A 17,865-nucleotide genomic window follows, 5' to 3' on the forward strand; every position below is an offset into this window, starting at 1 on the left:
AATGCTTGCTGGAACTGTGATTATTTAAGATCAAATAGGTTGTTGAAACCGAAAGTTGCAACAATGCCGGTTCTGTTAACTTATCAATGAACAAACCTTATTCGCGTATGGTCGTAAAAAGGTAGCAGAACTAATAATAGGAAGTCGTGAATGTTGAAATCAGTTGTAGAATTATTTAAGCGCTCTAATGATGAAGGGCAAAATCAAACATTTTCGGTAGAGTTGGCTACAGCAGCCTTGCTCAGTGAGGTTATTCGGGCCGATAACAATACTGACGAACGGGAAAAGCAAGCTTATCGCGAAATAGTGCAACGTCAGTTCTCGTTGGACCAGAGTACATTGGAAAGCTTGCTGAGTGAGGGGGAACAGACCGCTGAAGAAGCCGTCGATTTGGTGCAGTTTACACAGGTAATTAATGAAAGTTGTGACAATGATAAGAAAAAGGTTATCTTAACGAGCCTGTGGGAAATAGCGTATGCGGATAATTCACTTGCGCCTATGGAAGAACATACAATCAGGCGTATTGCGGATTTGCTGTATATTCCCCACAGCCAGTTTATTAAAACAAAACTTTCTGTCACCGATTCTTAAACTCTGCGCAATAGCCAGTCAGACAGGGAGTGTCAGGGAACAAGGCAGTCGACATTTTGTTAAGAACGATAAAAGTACCCATCGCGCTCACGCTTGTCAGTGCCGTAGTGATAACGTCTATTCTGGCGATGTGGCTTACCATTAAAGAACACGAAAGGCTTTATACGGCTTCCGTTGAACAGGATCTTAATGTATTAACTGCCAATCTGGCTGACGAGTTATCCGGTGTATTGGTAAGCTCTGTGCCGCCTACCGAACAGCTCAGGCAAGAGCTGGCAACACTTGCATCTTATCAGCACATTCTGGAAGCCCGGGTTTACAATTCTGCCGGCGAGTTAATTTACGAACAGGGGCGTGCCGAATATAACACCTCTGTGCCGCTATCTGACTTGCTAACCCAGTCGCCTGCCACCTTTTCTATGGATGACAAACTTATAGCCACACGTCATATCATCAATGATGACACTAAAGTAGGCTATCTGATGATCGTTAATGATGTCGAAACCCCTGTTAGTAATAGCTGGCAAACTCTTATGCTGCATGTTTTGCCATTTGTTGCCGTGGCACTTTTACTGACTATCGCGGTGGCACTGGTATTACTAGACCGCTGGCTGACTCCCTTAAGTAAGCTTTCGGCTTTCACCCAACGATTGAGTTATTCCAAAGATTACACACAACGCTTTGACGCACGCTCTGCCAACGAAGTCGGCCAGCTGGCGGCGCATATTAATACGCTGCTTGATGCAATTGAAGCAGAGCTGACTATCAATCAGGAACAAAATCAAACACTCATCGAGCAACAACAGACCATGACGCACCTGGCAAACTTTGACAGCCTTACCAGTTTGCCTAACCGTCAGTTTGTGATGGATAACTTACGCCTGGAGCTTGCCCGTGCCAAGCGTTTAGAAAAAGATATCGCGCTGTTATTTTTTGATCTCGATGGATTTAAAGGAATCAATGATTCCCTGGGCCACGAAATTGGCGATTTAATTCTGATTGAAGTGGCAGAAAGAGTTACAACAATGCTAAGAGATGGTGATCTGGTGGCACGCTTAGGCGGAGACGAGTTTATCATTGTTCCTGATCGTGATGTCACCGATGTTAGCCTTAAAAATTTGGCTAACCGTGTTATTGACGCTTTTCGCGACCCGTTTCATTTTCGTGGTCTGGCGCTGACAGTGGGCGTGAGTATCGGCATCGCCAAAGCTTCAGAAGCCAGCTTTGAGTTAAGCCAGCTGATGAGTAATGCTGATCTTGCAATGTATCGCTCAAAAGCGAAAGGGCGGGGGATTTATACTATTTTCACCAATGAAATGGTCGAATCTCACAAGCGCAAGCTGTCTATTGCTAATAGTATTGACCAGGGACTGGCCGAGAACGAGTTTGTTTTATACTACCAGCCGAAGGTGGCTAAAGATGGCACACTGGTGGGGTTTGAAGCACTTATCCGGTGGCATCATTCAGAGTTTGGTATGATTAACCCGGCTGAATTTATTCCCATTGCAGAACAAAGCGGAAGAATCTCGGCGATCACTAAATGGGTCATTGAGCGCGTTAGTGCAGAACTGCCGCTGCTCCAATCAATCTTTACGTATAAGTTTCGGGTGGCTATCAATTTATCCGGCCATGATTTACGTCATCTTGGATTGTTTGACATGATACATAGCATTTTTACCGAACAGCAGGTCAATCCAGAGTACATTGAATTTGAAGTGACAGAATCGGCTTATCTGGAAAACTTTGCTTTTGCCAATAAGTTTTTTCGTCGTCTGAGTAACATGGGTTGTGCCATCGCCCTGGACGATTTCGGGACAGGCTATTCATCGCTGAGTTACCTGACTCAAATTACCATAGACACACTTAAAATTGATCGCCAGTTTGTCAGGGAGCTGGAGACATCTGAGCGAAGTCGTCTGGTGACTAATTCAATTATTGATTTAGCCAAACGATTGTCATTAACGATTTGCGCTGAAGGAATTGAGTGCGTTAGTCAATGGGAGTATCTCCTTGATCACGGATGTGACCATGTTCAGGGCTATCTTTTCAGTAAACCTATCCCCTTAGAAGACGTCGCGGCGCTGCCCGAGCGTTTTACCTTCCCTGGCCGAACATCCTCATATGACAATTCTGTTCAATAATGATTCTGTGGCTGAGCGTGTTGGCATTTTGCAACAGCAACATGCAAAGCTATGTTTAGTAAATGTTCATGTATATGATAAAGAAGAGTTTTTATTGATGGCACGGTTTCTGCTGAATGCATAGTTAGTAAGCCGCCGGGCTTATTTCAGTCAGCATTTAATACGCCAGCGTTCACGGTTGGTGATGTTGAAGCAGGAGGAATCATGAAACGTACAAATAAACTGTTATTGGTCATATGCGCAGCCATCGCAGTACAATCACTGGCACACGCCGGTGCAAAAAACGATACCATTGCCAGGTTAGATGTAGATATGGATGGTCAGGTATCGCTTAAAGAGGCGATCAGCGACACCCGATTACTACGGCGTTTTGCCACTATGGACCGTAATGGTGACGGTAAGCTCAGTGAAAAAGAGTTGGCCGAAGGTGAATATATGGCGAAGGTGTCAACACAATCTTGATTTAGCGGGAATTATGAGGCAACGACGTATCTGTCTGACTTGCTCGCAATTCTGGGGTGTGCCATTCTCAATGGCCGTTTTACTATCAGAGAGTAAGCAGTGCGACTGGGTTCTTTACGACAATTAACACTGGGTAGCTTTGTATTAGCGCTGATTCCGCTGATTGCGTTGCTTTGGCAAAGTCAAAATGATCTTGCCAAAGTAGGCAAAATGACGAGCGTCGAAACCCGCTATGTGGTGAATGTGGTCGGGCTGATGCAACAACTGGATGAGGCCGCCATCGATCTTGAGCGTGCGCTGCGCCAGTATGCAATTATTCAAAATGAAACCGTCGCCGATCTGAGCGACAACGCCATTGTGCAATTTATTGATGCATTAAGAGCCATTTGTGAATCTCTGCCACAAAGCAGTACCTGCACTACGCTAAAAAAAGATATCACTCAGCTTAAAACCTTTCGCAACATTGATGATACAATGTTGTTGAGTGCCTATCTGAATTCTTTGGGTAATAACGTGTCTGCAATGCGTCAGGATGTGGATACAGCAATCCAGCAACGTCTGGCCATTCAACAGGAAGATCTTAATGCTATGCAGGCCAAGCAGGCCTGGTCCACGGCTATGCTGGTCAGTGTCTCCTTGTTGTTAATTTTGCTGGGTAGCCAGCTTATTGTAAACCCGGTTAAGAAACTTAAGCTGATAATACGTATGCTGGCTCGCCAGCAGGGCGAGCTACCGCCCCTTTCTACCCATGCGCCGTCCGAGCTTATCGGTGTAGAAAAGGATCTCCATTGGCTTTCTGATCGGCTGCAGCAATTAGAACACATTCGTACTGCCTTATTACGCCATGCTGCCCACGAATTGAAGACTCCCTTGGCAAGTATAAAAGAGGGCTGCAGCTTATTGTCTGAGAATGTTGTTGGCGATCTGAATGCTCAGCAGGTCGAAGTGCTTTCTCTGTTAACGTCCAGCACGCAGCGATTAAATACCCTTGTTGAGAAACTTTTAGATTATAATCTGTTATTGCAACAGGCACAGCCCACTTTCACCGACGTGGATCCAGACCAGATGGTTAAAGATTGTCTGGAGGACTATGCGCTCGCCTTGCAGGACCGAGAAGTTACCGTAGATATCAGAACCAGTAGTATCTGGGTGGATGAAGAGTTGTATCGACGTATTCTGGATAACCTGATTTCTAACGCGGTGGCTCATGGTGCAGTGGGCCGGCCAATAAATCTGTCGATTTACGAAACAGGTGCATACACCGTACTGGATGTGGCTAACAGAGGTAAACGAATTAAAGAAGAAGCGGTCAAACGCTTATTTGAACCCTTTACGCGGGGCGACGATCCCCGCAATGATAATGTGATTGGAACCGGGTTAGGCTTATCGATAGTATCAGACTGCGCAAAATTAATGCATGGAGAGGTGTCTGTTGTCGAGGTTGAAAATGCCGATGTATGTTTCAGAGTAACTATCCCGCGTGAGGTAAAACAATAATGAGAAAGTTATTTTTGCTGCCTTTGCTGGCAGTATTGACAGGGTGTGCGGGATTGCCAGGCGCAGAGCCTGAAGAAGTTCAGGAAAATGAGCCTCAACCTGTGGTAATAATTGATGACAGTGACGACTTTTGTCTGGTTTCGCCTGACCAGATAACGTTTGCTCATCAATGTGATTTTTTATATTGGGCAGGTGTTTGGGTCAATGCTGAGAAGACCAGCTGGCCAGAGCGTAAAAAAACGATTATGCAGTTGGGTGATTCGGTGCCCGACACACTGACTAAAATTTTATTATCGCTGCCGGTAGATACTCCTTATCAGGACAGACTTCGGGCTCAGCACTGGTTAAGTTCGGTTAAACCAAAATTGCAGGAAAATGTAGCGCCGCTGGTGGAAACGATGGTTATCGCGCCTAATAGCGAAATGCTTGAGTTAGAATCTGCGCTGGTTGTATTAAATAAGGTGAATGCCGAACAAGCGCAGGACACCCAGGCACTCAAGGAAGAGCTCGAAGCGCAGCGCAAAAAATTAGAAGAGTTGTTAGAAGTAGAAGCCACATTGATGGATAAAAATCGAGGTAACCAGCAGTGAGTGAAACAGTAAAAGCTAACCCGCAACTATTGCTGGTAGATGATGACAAAAGTCTATTACGGTTATTAACGATTCGTCTTGAGGGTGAAGGGTTCAATGTGACCGCCGTTGAAGATGGCCAGGCTGCGTTAAAAAAAATCCGTAGTGAAGAGTATGATGTTGTATTAAGTGACCTGCGTATGCCGGGTCTGGATGGGTTGAACCTGTTTGAAGAAATTATGGGGATCCGTAAAGATATCCCGGTTATTTTGATGACAGCGCATGGCACAATCTCTGATGCGGTAGCTGCGACCCAGCGCGGCGTATTTGGCTTTTTGCCTAAGCCGGTGGATCATGATGAGCTGCGCACTCTGCTAAATAAAGCACTTAGTCAGTCCCAGGCCGCCCAACCGGGTGAATGGTGCCAGGATATCATTACCCGGGCCCCGGAAATGACTAATGTGCTGGACCAGGCTTATCGAATTGCCCAGCGCGAAGTATCGGTGCTGATTAGCGGTGCCAGCGGAACAGGTAAAGAGTTGCTGGCCAATGCGATACATCGAGCCAGTACACGTTCTCAAATGCCTTTTGTCGCTATTAATTGTGGTGCATTGCCGGAAAACTTACTGGAGTCGGAGCTGTTCGGCCACGCCAAAGGTGCGTTTACCGGCGCTGTTCAGGCGGCACCGGGATTATTCCGTGAAGCCGATGGCGGCACATTGTTTCTTGATGAAATAGGCGATATGCCAATGACGCTGCAGGTTAAACTTTTACGCGCGTTGCAGGAGCGTCAGATAAGGCCGGTGGGCAGCAGTAAACATATCGATATTGATGTGCGTATTATATCGGCCACCCATAAAGATTTGCATAAAGAAATGGAAGAGGGCACCTTCCGTGAAGACTTGTATTATCGGTTGAACGTGGTAAACCTGAAACTGCCTTCCTTGAAAGAGCGCAGTGAAGATATCCCACTATTAGCGCGCACGTTGCTCCAGCAAAGTGGTCAGCGACACGGGGTCAATGTAACGCAGTTTTCCGATGATGCTATGCAGCATCTGGTAAAGTCTGACTGGCCCGGTAATGTGCGTCAGTTAGTCAATGTGGTGGAGCAGTGCGTGGCGTTAACCCAAACACCGGTTATTCCGCTGCATCTGGTGGAACAGGCCTTATCAGCAACCAAGCAAAGCTGGCCTACACTGACTGAAGCCCGTGATGCATTTGAGCAACAGTATTTGTACAAATTGCTTAAAATGACTGACGGCAATGTTACCCGGGCGGCAGAGTTGGCCGGACGCAACCGCACCGACATGCACAAATTGATGAAAAAACATGAACTTGATGCGGGCGATTTTCGCAATGCGCTAGAATAGTCCGCGTTGTTGGTTAACACCAATATCCGGCAGCTTCCACTCTGGGTAGGCGGTGTTATACATAGTAATAAACAGGTGCGCCAGCCACGGCGCATTTTTATTGTCTGCACGATGAAGAAAAAGGTAGGGTGAAATGCCCTGTTCCCGCCACTGATGGCATTTTTTCACCCAGGGCGCAAGACAGCGCTGATTCAGCGTATCGTCATCATGCCCTACAAACCTGATGACCGGATGTTTGGCACTGGCCCAGACATGTAACGGCAGGCGTGGTTTCTTTTCTCTGGCCTCAGTCATTGCCTCACTGAGTGACACGCCGCTAAACAGGGCCCGGGTATCCATCATTACCCGATTTACGCCGTGCGTTTTCAACAATCTGTTGACGCGTTGCTCGGCAGACCCCTTATTAAAAAATGCCGGGTGACGAAGCTCCACAGCAAGAGTTATATCGGCTGGCCAGCGTGCCATAAATTGCGCAAGTTCAGGCAGTCTTTCAGGCGAAAATGAAGCAGGTAGTTGCAGCATTAGCAAGCCTAGTTTTTCTTTCAGGTGACGCATGACCAGAAGCTGTTCTTCCAGTTTGTCCTGCTGCAACAAAATATTGTCAGTGTGACTTATTTGCTGATTCAATTTAAACGTGAACTTAAAATTTGCAGGTACAGCGTCATACCAGCGTTTACAGGTTGCTTCATCGGGTAAGGCATAAAAAGGGCTGTTACCTTCAACGCTGGAAAGTTTGTCTGAATAGTATTCAAGCCCTTGTTGGCGCGCATCAGGCGTGCCGAACCATTGCGAGGGCCATGTGGTGTGTTGCCATACGGGCAACCCCAAATAAAGCGGGGCCAGCGAACCGGCGTCATTGAAATGTTGATTTGTCATTGGGCTTTAAAACGCATTTGTTTATACTATGCGGCCTTATTTTGACATATAGCGACTGATTGCCCGATAGCTTTTTCTTCAACCGTTACTGATTGAACGGATAACAGGCAGTCCGGTGACAGCAAAGTAACAACAACCAGGGGTCAACCACCATGCGCACAGATTACTGTGGGAATATCGATTCATCTTATGTAGGGCAGGAAGTCACTCTTTGCGGGTGGGTGAATAAGCGTCGCGATTTAGGCGGCTTGATTTTTATCGATTTGCGAGACCGGGAAGGTATCGTTCAGGTGGTCTTTGACCCCGACTTACCCGAGGTATTAGAAGAAGCAAACAAATTGCGTAGTGAGTTTTGTGTCAAACTTACCGGTAACGTGCGAGCTCGTCCGGATGGGCAAGTCAATGACAACATGCGCACAGGCCGTATAGAGATCCTTGGCACCGGTCTTGAGATATTCAGCAAGTCACCCGCCTTGCCGCTTGATTGGAATCAGGATAATTCAGAAGAACAACGCTTACGTTATCGCTACCTGGATCTGCGCAGACCAGTAATGAGTCAGCGTCTTCAGTTTCGGGCCCAGGTTACTGCCGCGGTGCGTCGTTACCTGGAAGATGATGGTTTTCTGGATATTGAAACGCCAATTCTGACCAAGGCCACCCCTGAAGGTGCCCGCGACTATCTGGTGCCAAGCCGTACCCACAAAGGTGAGTTTTTTGCGCTGCCACAGTCACCTCAGCTGTTTAAGCAGTTGTTGATGATGTCAGGTATGGATCGCTACTATCAAATCGTAAAATGTTTTCGGGATGAAGATTTACGTGCTGATCGTCAGCCCGAATTTACCCAGATAGATTTGGAAACCACGTTTTTAGATGCCGATGGCGTTATGCAAATCACCGAAGGAATGATTCGTGATTTGTTCATGAAAATGCTTAACGTTGATTTGGGCGATTTCCCGCGAATGACCTACGCAGAGGCTATGCAGCGTTTTGGCAGCGACAAACCGGACTTACGTAACCCCCTTGAGCTGGTGGATGTAGCAGATTTACTGGAGTCTGTTGAATTTAAAGTTTTCAGCGGTCCGGCAACCGATCCGAAGGGGCGCGTCGCAGTTATTCGCGTGCCTGGCGGCGCCGGCATGTCCCGCAAGCAGATTGATGAATACACCAAATTTGCCGGTATTTATGGCGCGAAAGGGTTAGCTTGGATCAAGGTTAACGCCATGGCCGAGGGGCAGGAAGGACTGCAGTCACCTATCCTTAAATTCCTAAGTGAAGATATCACAGATGCAATCATCGCTCGCACTGGTGCTGAACAAGGCGATATTTTGCTGTTCGGTGCAGACAACAACACGGTGGTCACTGAAGCAATGGGGGCGTTGCGTCTGAAGCTGGGTGAAGACTTTGATTTACTGGAGGGTGAGTGGAAACCACTCTGGGTTGTGGACTTTCCAATGTTCGAGGAAGTCGATGGACAGATGCACGCTCTGCATCATCCGTTTACTGCCCCCAGGGATGTCGACGCCCAGGGCCTAATAGACAACCCGGTCGAGGCATTATCTGATGCCTACGATATGGTTTTAAACGGGGTTGAACTGGGTGGTGGCTCAGTGCGGATTCATGAGCAGAAAATGCAGCAGGCGGTATTCACTGTACTGGGCATCAATGAAGAAGAGGCGCAAAATAAATTTGGCTTCTTGCTTGAAGCGCTGCAGTTTGGCGCGCCACCGCACGCCGGTCTGGCCTTTGGATTAGACAGACTGGTCATGCTAATGACTGGTGCGACCTCAATCAGAGATGTGATGGCCTTTCCGAAAACAACCACCGCGGCCTGTCCGTTAACTCATGCGCCCAGTCCGGCAAACCCGCAGCAATTGGCTGACCTGGCGATTGACGTTGTTAAAAAAGCCAGTGAGTAAATGCCACTAAAACGTCCCGAGTCCGTTCTGGTGGTGCTGTATGACCTGCGCCACCACGTACTCGTTATGCAACGCAATGATGATGCTGAATTCTGGCAATCTGTGACCGGCACTATCGAGTACGGTGAGTCGGCATTGCAAACTGCTTATCGCGAAGTTGCAGAAGAAACCGGTTATCAGCTGAGTCGCGAACGTCAGGAAATTGTGGACCAACGCACTACCAATACATTTGAAATCCGACCATGCTGGCGCTATCGCTATCCTCCAGGCACGCGTTTCAATACTGAGCATGTTTTTACCGCTCAGGTAGACAGCACACGCCCGTTAAGGCTGACTGAGCATTCTGCTTATGCATGGTTATCGAAAGAGCAGGCCATAGACAGATTGTGGTCGCACACCAATAAAGATGCTGTTAAGGCATTTGTACCGGACCAATAATAATGATTATACTGGGTATAGATCCAGGTTCCCGTGTTACAGGCTACGGATTAATTGCCCGTCGCCAGGGCAAGCTGGTTTACGTGGGCAGTGGGTGTATACGCCTGAAAGCTGAACAATTACCGGAGCGGCTTGCCCAGGTGTTTACCAGTGTCAGTGAGATCATTCGTCAGTATCAGCCCCAGCAGTTTGCGATAGAGCAGGTTTTTATGGCTAAAAACCCAGACTCGGCGCTTAAGCTTGGACAGGCCCGGGGGGCTGCTATCGTGGCTGCTACTCAGGCAAGCTTAACTGTTGCAGAGTATTCAGCGCGACAAATAAAGCAGGCAGTAGTGGGCAAGGGCGGGGCAGAAAAAACGCAGGTTCAGCATATGGTTAAACACTTGCTTGATTTACCCGGAACCCCCCAGTCTGATGCCGCCGATGCGCTGGCAGTGGCGCTGTGCCATGCACATTCAGAACAAAGTTTAGTTAAGCTGGCCGGACAGGCAAGAAAGACTGTGCGTGGCCGGCTCCGTTAAAAGGGAAGGATATGATAGGTCAGATTCGCGGCACGCTTATCGAAAAGCAACCGCCAGAGATAGTTATTGATGTGGCTGGTGTCGGTTACGAAATTCAGATGCCCATGACCAGTTTTTATCAACTGCCGGCCGTCGGCGAAGAAGTCACGGTACATACCCATTTTGTGGTCAGAGAAGATGCCCAGTTATTGTTTGGTTTTGCCGATAAAATGGAGCGTGGTATGTTTCGTGAGCTTATAAAAGCAAATGGGGTCGGACCCAAGCTGGGTTTGACTATTTTATCAGGCATGTCTGCCAGTCAATTCTTGAATTCGGTCCAAAACGAAGATGTTTCTGCCCTGGTAGCGATGCCGGGTATAGGCAAAAAAACCGCCGAGCGGCTGGTGGTGGAGCTTAAAGATCGGCTGGCAAAATTTGGCAAGTCACACGATGTTTCACTGCCAACACTGCCTATGGAAAATACTGCCGGAGAAACCCTGGTACCACTGAACGATGCCAGAGAGGAAGCTGCCAGCGCACTGGTTTCGTTGGGTTATAAGCCTGCGCAGGCCAGTAAAATGGTGACGGGCGTGTATCAAAGCAACATGGACAGTGAAACTATTATCAGAGAAGCGCTGAAAGCTGCGCTGTAACCGGAAAATGTAAGCATGATTGAAGCCGACCGACTTATTGATGCCTCAGCCAGCACCGAAGACGATGTTGTTGACCGGGCGATACGGCCCAAAATGCTCTGTGACTATACCGGGCAGCAGCATGTGTGCGAGCAAATGGAAATATTCATTCAGGCAGCGCGCAACCGAGAGGACGCCCTCGATCATCTGCTGATTTTTGGTCCGCCGGGGCTGGGGAAAACCACTCTGGCAAATATTGTGGCTAATGAAATGGACGTGAATATTAAAACCACTTCCGGGCCTGTGCTGGAAAAAGCGGGTGATCTGGCGGCATTACTGACCAACCTTGAGCGTAACGATGTGTTGTTTATTGATGAGATTCATCGGTTAAGTCCAGTCGTTGAAGAAATTCTTTATCCTGCCATGGAAGATTACCAGCTCGATATAATGATAGGTGAAGGGCCTGCTGCCCGTTCTATCAAGCTGGATTTGCCTCCTTTTACCCTGGTAGGGGCGACTACGCGCGCCGGGTCCCTAACGTCGCCGTTGCGCGACCGCTTTGGTATTGTTCAGCGCTTAGAATTTTATTCCGTCGCCGATCTGACGACGATCATCAGTCGCAGCGCACATTACCTTAATCTTGATATAGATGAAGAAGGTGCACTTGAGGTAGCCAGGCGTTCTCGCGGAACGCCGCGAATTGCCAATCGTCTTTTACGACGGGTGCGCGATTTTGCGCAAATCAAAGCAAATGGTCATGTTAATGCCGAGGTGGCGGCATCAGCATTGAATATGCTTGATGTTGATAAGGAAGGCTTTGATTATATGGACCGCAAGCTTCTGCTGGCTATCATTGAAAAATTTGATGGGGGACCAGTAGGGTTGGATAATCTGGCAGCGGCTATCGGTGAAGAAAAAGAGACCATTGAAGATGTTATCGAACCTTTTTTAATCCAACAGGGCTTTTTACAACGTACGCCCCGCGGACGTATTGTTCAGCAACGGGCCTTTCTACACTTCGGTTTTCCGATAGAAGCGCCGCGCTAGCCTCATCGCTAATTATAAATTTTTCCCGGCATAAAAAAAGCCCGCTCAAATGAACGGGCTAAAACAACAAGTGTTGAAGGAAATAATTCCAGGGAACTCATGTCTAACAGGAGAAAAAACTCAACCATCAGGCTGGAAGCCTTGATGTCTGTGTGACAGATGACGCGCATTATAAAGAAGATATTGGCGTAGGCAACTGAGGAAAATTTTATTTTCAGATTAAAAAAACTAATCTGTTAATTGACTGTTAAATAATTTCGAATTATGTACTAACTTACTGTCTATAGCGGCTTGACGCGGCATTTTCTGATTGTTCTACTACCAGCCACGTTTTTTTAATCTTTACTTCATATTAATTATATTAGGCTTGGAAGAATATCTATGCATAAATGGTCGGTCAGAGTGTACTACGAAGATACCGATGCCGGAGGTATTGTTTATTATGCTAATTATCTAAAGTTTTTTGAACGCGCCAGAACAGAATGGCTGCGGGAATTAGGCTATGAACAGGACAGGCTGCTGGAACAATCCGTAGCTTTTGTCGTCAAAAAGGTCGAAATGCATAACTATGCGCCTGCCCGCTTCAATCAGTTGTTGAGTATTGAGTCTCAGATTGTAGAATTGAAAGGCGCTAGCATGGTGTTTCACCAGGAAATAAAAAATGAAAGCGGCGATCGATTAGTCGGCGCTGATATTAGGGTTGCGTGCGTGGATCAGGTCAAAATGAAAGCCAAAAAAATGCCACGTACTTTATTAGGGGATTTATCGCGTGGAATCTGATTTGACCTTTATTGGTTTGTTTTTACAGGCCAGCTTTGTGGTGCAGTTGGTCATGTTACTGCTAATGGGTGTATCGGTGGCATCCTGGACATTTATCTTTCAGCGAACAAAAGCATTAAAAGCGGCAAAAACCGAAATGCATCAGTTTGAAGACAAGTTTTGGTCTGGTGCAGATTTAAATCGTTTATATCAGGAGTTGTCTGCCCGTTCTAATCTTACCGGCATGTCAGCAATCTTTTGTGCTGGCTTCAAAGAGTTTGTGCGTCTGCGCAAAGGTAATACTGCCGTCAATGGCATTGTTGATGGTACGTATCGTGCTATGCGAGTACGCATGTCTCGCGAGGTCGATGGACTGGAAAATCATTTACCATTTCTTGCCACCGCTGGCTCTATAAGTCCTTATATTGGCTTATTTGGTACTGTGTGGGGCATTATGAACGCATTTATTGCGCTTGGTGAAGTACAGCAGGCTACATTGGCGATGGTGGCACCGGGCATCGCAGAGGCGTTGATTGCCACTGCAATAGGTCTGTTTGCCGCCATTCCCGCTGTTATTGCCTACAATCGCTTTAGCAATAAGGTAGAAAAAATGGAAAACAACTACGGCAACTTCATGGAAGAGTTCTCGGCAATTCTGCACCGTCAGGCCATTGCGGCACAAAACCAGCAGGCCAGTTGAGAATTCTCGTTCACCCAGGAGTTTAGCATGTATATTCGCAAACGCCGTCGACCGGTGTCCGAAATAAACGTAGTGCCATACATCGACGTGATGTTGGTATTATTAATTATATTTATGGTGACAGCACCACTGATTTCACAGGGCGTGAAAGTTGACCTGCCCAAGGCCAGTGCGCAGCCAATAGAGCAGGAAGATATTCCGCCGTTGATTGCATCGGTGGATGTAGAAGGAAAATTTTATCTTAACGTTGGTGATACTCAGGACTCACCGGTGGCCGGCGAAGACTTAGCTGCAGTGGTTCAGGAACAACTTAAACAAGCTCCCAACACTCCGGTAGTGGTGAAAGGTGATGGTAAGGTTGCTTACGATAAAGTTATCGAGCTGATGGTATTATTGCAAAATGCGGGTGTGCCTTCTGTTGGTTTGATGACTGACCCGGTTGAGTCATAGTCGTATGCCCAAAAAAAGACCGTCCTTTTTTCGCAAAGCACACTGGCCGGATGATAAGTCGGCGCTGCTTAAGTCGGTTGGTGTGCATGTGGCAATTGCTGCAGTGTTACTTATAAGCGTCAGTTTTTCACCGGATCCTATGCCTTCACCAGCGCCTAGCAAGCCAGTGATTCAGGCAACCTTTATCGACGCTCAGGCTATTGCTGATAAACAAAAGGCGCAGGCAGAAGCCCAGGCTAAGGCAGAGGCTGAAGCTCGCCGCCAGCGTGAAGCGGCGGAAGCGGCTCGTCAGGCTGAAGCAGAGCGTCAGCGAAAGGCAAATGCACAACGCGCAGCGCAGGCAGCTAAACAGCGAAAAGCTGAAGAAGCCCGCAAGGCCCGTGAAGCAGAAGCCAGGCGGCAAAAAGAATTAAAACGTCTGGCGGCGCAAAAAGCTAAAGAGCGCAAAGAGCGTGAGGCACAACAAAAAGCCGAGGCTGAACGTAAACGAAAAGAAGCTGAGCAAAGAGCTGAACAGGAAAGGATTGAGCGAGAACAGCGCGAAGCAGAGGAAGCGGCCCAACGACAACGGCATCGCCAGCAGGTTCTATCTGAAAAAGACAGATACCGAGCGCTTATTCAGCAAAAGATAATTCAGGGGCTGTACAAAGATTCCTCTTACGAAGGTAAACGATGCCGGCTTAATATACGGCTTGCAACCACGGGTTTTGTTACCCGGGTTCAGACGTTAAGCGGTGACCCGGCATTGTGCCGCGCTGCAGAAGCGGCAGTGCGTCGGCCTGATAAGTTACCCATGTCAGATGACCCGGATGTCTATCAGGAACTTAAAGATATTAATTTAACGGTGGAACTGTAGTGATCAAAAAAACGATACGATTATGGCTGGTAACGGCTCTGGTGTTAATCACCAGCAGTGCGCATGCTTCATTAGAAATTGTGATTACCGAAGGGGTGGATAATGCTCGGCCCATCGGTGTAGTGCCGTTTAGCTGGAAGGGCAATGGCGAACTTCCCGGAGAACTCGCTACAGTGGTTCGCGCTGATCTTATGCGTAGTGGTAAGTTTAATCCTATGGCACCCGATAACATGCCGCAATATCCGTCTAGCGCTGATGAGGTAAGTTATTCAGGGTGGGCCTCAAAAGGCATTGATACCGTTTTAGTAGGCAGTATCGAGCAACAAGGCAACAACCGCTATAAGGTTCGGTATGAGTTGATTGATGTATTGCGGGGCCAGAACGCCGGGGCTAAGCGCAAAAATGAACATGTCATCGTTAAGCGCGAGGCGGTTATCAATGCAACAGATTTTCGTCAGTATGCTCATCGTATTTCTGATGTTGTGTATGAAGAGCTTACCGGCGAGCGCGGCGCGTTTTTAACCCGTATTGCCTATGTTGTGGTTAAGGATCGTAAAGCAAATAAATTACCTTACCAACTTGTTATCGCTGATTACGACGGAGAAAACGAGACCCGTCTTTTATCCTCGCCGGAACCCCTTATGTCACCATCCTGGTCACCAGACGGGGAGAAGCTTACTTATGTTAGTTTCGAAAACAAACGGCCGCAGATATTCATTCAGGATATTTACACAATGAAACGGGAAAAGATGACGGATTTTGCTGGTATTAATGGTGCGCCAACTTTTTCTCCCGATGGCGAAAAACTAGCAATGGTATTGTCGAAAGATGGTAACCCCGAAATTTACGTTATGGACATTGCTTCTAAAGATCTGCGGCGAATTACCCGAAATCGCGCCATTGATACCGAACCTTCCTGGTCACCAGACGGTAAGAGCTTAATATTTAGCTCTGAACGGGGTGGTAAACCTCAGATTTATCGCGTAAATTTAGGAACAGGGAAAGTCAGACGTCAGACGTTTGAAGGAGAACAGAATTTAGGCGCCACCATGACCCCTGATGGCAAAGCCATGGTCTTGGTAAACCGGACTAAAGGTGATTACAGAATCGCCCGGCAAGGACTGGATGATGGTTCTATCCAGGTTCTGACCCGGACATATCTGGACGAGTCGCCCAGTATCGCGCCTAATGGCAGCATGATAATTTATAGCACCTTGCACAATGGTACGCAGGTATTATCCTTAGTCTCATTGGATGGTCGCTTCAAGGCAAGGTTACCAGCTACCGACGGTCAGGTTAAATCGCCGAGTTGGTCACCGTTTTTATTTTAACGATATAAATTAATTATAAAAATCGATAAGGAATTTAGAAGATGCAACTTAACAAAGTAATGAGAAGCTTCGTTATCGCCTTACCTGTTGTGACCATGATGGCATGTTCATCTGGCCCTAGCGAGGAAGAGTTGGCAGCTGAGCGTAACCGCGTAGCACAAGAACAAGCTGAAGCAGAGCGTGAGGCTCGTCAGGCTGAAGAACAGCGTGTACAGGCTGAAGCTGCGCAGCGTATGCAGCGTCAGGAAGAAATGGTTCAGGAACAGCTCGAATCACTTAAAGAAGAGCAAACAGTATACTTCGACTTCGATCGCGCTACCATTAAGCCAGAATTTCGTGAGATCCTTGATAAGCACGCTGAATTTCTCGTACAAAATCCCGACCAGGAAGTCGTTGTGGAGGGGCACACGGACAGCCGTGGTACACCAGAATATAACATTGCATTGGGCGAGCGTCGTGCCCAGGCCGTGGAAACATACCTGATGAACGCAGGTGTAAGCAGCGATCAGCTTTCCACAGTATCTTACGGCGAAGAAAAACCTGCAGTAATGGGTTCCACTGAATACGCAATGGCGCAAAACCGCCGTGGCGTGGTTGTTTATCAGTAATGCGTAAAATCTTGCTAAAAAGCATGCTTAAAGGCGGTGCCGCAGGCGCCGCATTAGCCGCTTCTTCGATAGCGTTCGCACAGGCGCCTGTTTATGATGTCAATAATTCAGGCACCGCTGAGCTGGAAAAGCGGATTACTGTATTGGAACGGATGGTAGATAGCCGCACTGACATGCAGCATCGACTGCAGCAACAGCTTGATTCGATGCAGGGTGAAATTGACCAGTTACGCGGTTCTGTTGAAGTTCATACTAATCAGCTGGAAAAGGTGCTTGAACGTCAACGTGAATTGTATCTCGAAATTGATAAGCGTGTTGAGGCTCTGAAGCAGTCCACCGGGCAGTCTGGTGGTGGCGCATCCTCTGAGCAAACTCAGCGGCCCACACGGGGCGATAACACCTCGTTGGATTCATCGTCTCAGCCATCAATGGGTGAGGATGAAGCTTATGACAATGCAGTTAATTTGATTCTCAAATCCAGGGAGTATGATAAAGCGATCCCTGCTTTTCGTTCGTTTATTGACGATTACCCGAATAGTCAGTACTCCGCCAATGCCCACTATTGGTTAGGACAATTGCTGTTCAATAAGCGTGAGTGGGCTCAGGCAAAAGAGCAGTTTTCTGAAGTAGTAAACCGCTATGAACAGTCTTCTAAACGGGCTGAAGCAATGCTCAAATTAGGTGTTATTGCTCAGCGTGAAGAAGATAACGATACGGCCCGTGAATATTTTGAAAGGGTTATTGCAAAGTACCCCAATTCATCTGCCAAGCGTTTGGCTGAATCAAAATTAGACGGCATGTAGGGTGTATAGAGTCCTGAATTAATAAGATTGTTCGTGCTCTGCATGTTAATATCTAACCGTTAATATTGAGGCGGCGCCATTGCCTTTTTATACGGGGTGGTGAGTACTATTGATGTTGTTTTGACCGTTTGGCGCCTTTTTTGGTAAAAAAACCAAATAAAACGCTATTTAGGGTTGCACGGCATCAGGAAATAAGTATTATATGCCGCCGTTGCCACAGACAGGCAACAACCGGAAAGTGATGGGTCGTTAGCTCAGTTGGTAGAGCAGTTGACTTTTAATCAATTGGTCGCTGGTTCGAATCCAGCACGACCCACCA

At 47.5% G+C, this 17,865-nt stretch carries 19 protein-coding genes and 1 tRNA gene; 19 read left to right on the forward strand and 1 reads right to left on the reverse strand.

Annotated features, from left to right (window positions below; genetic code table 11):
• The first annotated feature begins 150 nt into the window (after positions 1-150).
• From F458_RS0116410 to F458_RS0116440, 6 genes are all read left to right on the forward strand, one after another.
• On the forward strand, positions 151-591 hold the full coding sequence (locus tag F458_RS0116410) for a tellurite resistance TerB family protein (protein ID WP_018984529.1): 441 nt from the start codon (positions 151-153) through the stop codon (positions 589-591).
• Between the two features lie 56 nt (positions 592-647).
• On the forward strand, positions 648-2,732 hold the full coding sequence (locus F458_RS0116415) for a putative bifunctional diguanylate cyclase/phosphodiesterase (RefSeq protein ID WP_018984530.1): 2,085 nt from the start codon (positions 648-650) through the stop codon (positions 2,730-2,732).
• A 204-nt stretch (positions 2,733-2,936) separates the two neighbouring features.
• Positions 2,937-3,194 carry an EF-hand domain-containing protein gene (locus F458_RS0116425; protein ID WP_018984532.1) on the forward strand — a complete coding sequence of 86 codons (258 nt, stop codon included), beginning with the start codon at positions 2,937-2,939 and terminating at the stop codon, positions 3,192-3,194.
• A 99-nt stretch (positions 3,195-3,293) separates the two neighbouring features.
• Positions 3,294-4,691, forward strand: a complete 1,398-nt coding sequence (locus F458_RS0116430) for a sensor histidine kinase (protein ID WP_018984533.1) — start codon at positions 3,294-3,296, stop codon at positions 4,689-4,691.
• On the forward strand, positions 4,691-5,281 hold the full coding sequence (locus F458_RS0116435; RefSeq protein WP_018984534.1) for a hypothetical protein: 591 nt from the start codon (positions 4,691-4,693) through the stop codon (positions 5,279-5,281). The genes F458_RS0116430 and F458_RS0116435 overlap by 1 nt, the downstream gene beginning before the upstream one ends.
• Positions 5,278-6,630: a sigma 54-interacting transcriptional regulator gene (locus tag F458_RS0116440; protein WP_018984535.1), complete on the forward strand. Its 1,353-nt coding sequence runs from the start codon at positions 5,278-5,280 to the stop codon at positions 6,628-6,630. Before F458_RS0116435 ends, F458_RS0116440 begins: the two co-directional genes overlap by 4 nt.
• On the opposite strand, the gene F458_RS0116445 is transcribed toward F458_RS0116440, so the two are convergent.
• Complete coding sequence (locus tag F458_RS0116445; RefSeq protein ID WP_018984536.1) at positions 6,622-7,506, reverse strand: DUF72 domain-containing protein; 885 nt, start codon at positions 7,504-7,506, stop codon at positions 6,622-6,624. The genes F458_RS0116440 and F458_RS0116445 overlap by 9 nt on opposite strands.
• A 152-nt stretch (positions 7,507-7,658) precedes the next feature.
• Between F458_RS0116445 and aspS the strand changes: the two genes are divergently transcribed.
• The 13 genes from aspS to F458_RS0116515 all read left to right on the forward strand — a co-directional run bounded on the left by aspS (position 7,659) and on the right by F458_RS0116515 (position 17,865).
• Positions 7,659-9,422 carry an aspartate--tRNA ligase gene (aspS, locus tag F458_RS0116450; protein ID WP_018984537.1) on the forward strand — a complete coding sequence of 588 codons (1,764 nt, stop codon included), beginning with the start codon at positions 7,659-7,661 and terminating at the stop codon, positions 9,420-9,422.
• Positions 9,423-9,860, forward strand: coding sequence for a dihydroneopterin triphosphate diphosphatase (gene nudB, locus F458_RS0116455; protein ID WP_018984538.1), 438 nt, complete (start codon positions 9,423-9,425; stop codon positions 9,858-9,860).
• 2 nt (positions 9,861-9,862) lie between these two features.
• On the forward strand, positions 9,863-10,381 hold the full coding sequence (ruvC, locus tag F458_RS0116460) for a crossover junction endodeoxyribonuclease RuvC (RefSeq protein ID WP_018984539.1): 519 nt from the start codon (positions 9,863-9,865) through the stop codon (positions 10,379-10,381).
• Positions 10,382-10,392: 11 nt separating this feature from the next.
• On the forward strand, positions 10,393-11,013 hold the full coding sequence (gene ruvA, locus F458_RS0116465) for a Holliday junction branch migration protein RuvA (protein ID WP_018984540.1): 621 nt from the start codon (positions 10,393-10,395) through the stop codon (positions 11,011-11,013).
• A 15-nt stretch (positions 11,014-11,028) separates the two neighbouring features.
• Positions 11,029-12,039, forward strand: coding sequence for a Holliday junction branch migration DNA helicase RuvB (gene ruvB, locus F458_RS0116470; RefSeq protein ID WP_018984541.1), 1,011 nt, complete (start codon positions 11,029-11,031; stop codon positions 12,037-12,039).
• A gap of 381 nt (positions 12,040-12,420) precedes the next feature.
• Positions 12,421-12,819 carry a tol-pal system-associated acyl-CoA thioesterase gene (gene ybgC / locus F458_RS0116480; protein WP_018984543.1) on the forward strand — a complete coding sequence of 133 codons (399 nt, stop codon included), beginning with the start codon at positions 12,421-12,423 and terminating at the stop codon, positions 12,817-12,819.
• The gene (gene tolQ, locus F458_RS0116485) at positions 12,809-13,498 is read left to right on the forward strand and encodes a protein TolQ (RefSeq protein WP_018984544.1); all 690 of its coding nucleotides are present in this window, start codon (positions 12,809-12,811) and stop codon (positions 13,496-13,498) included. The genes ybgC and tolQ overlap by 11 nt, the downstream gene beginning before the upstream one ends.
• Before the next feature lie 27 nt (positions 13,499-13,525).
• Entirely contained in the window at positions 13,526-13,948 is a 423-nt protein-coding gene (gene tolR / locus F458_RS0116490) for a protein TolR (protein ID WP_018984545.1), read from the forward strand.
• Between the two features lie 4 nt (positions 13,949-13,952).
• A complete protein-coding gene (gene tolA / locus F458_RS0116495; RefSeq protein WP_018984546.1) occupies positions 13,953-14,804 on the forward strand; it encodes a cell envelope integrity protein TolA in 852 nt (283 codons plus the stop codon).
• A 2-nt stretch (positions 14,805-14,806) separates the two neighbouring features.
• The gene (tolB, locus tag F458_RS0116500) at positions 14,807-16,135 is read left to right on the forward strand and encodes a Tol-Pal system beta propeller repeat protein TolB (protein WP_026294746.1); all 1,329 of its coding nucleotides are present in this window, start codon (positions 14,807-14,809) and stop codon (positions 16,133-16,135) included.
• A 41-nt stretch (positions 16,136-16,176) separates the two neighbouring features.
• Positions 16,177-16,743 (forward strand): peptidoglycan-associated lipoprotein Pal, encoded by a 567-nt coding sequence (pal, locus tag F458_RS0116505; protein ID WP_018984548.1) that lies wholly within the window; start codon positions 16,177-16,179, stop codon positions 16,741-16,743.
• A complete protein-coding gene (gene ybgF, locus F458_RS0116510) occupies positions 16,743-17,546 on the forward strand; it encodes a tol-pal system protein YbgF (RefSeq protein WP_018984549.1) in 804 nt (267 codons plus the stop codon). The genes pal and ybgF overlap by 1 nt, the downstream gene beginning before the upstream one ends.
• 243 nt (positions 17,547-17,789) lie before the next feature.
• Positions 17,790-17,865: transfer RNA gene (locus F458_RS0116515), tRNA-Lys, on the forward strand.

It is taken from the genome of Salinimonas chungwhensis DSM 16280, assembly GCF_000378185.1.
GTDB lineage: Bacteria > Pseudomonadota > Gammaproteobacteria > Enterobacterales > Alteromonadaceae > Alteromonas > Alteromonas chungwhensis.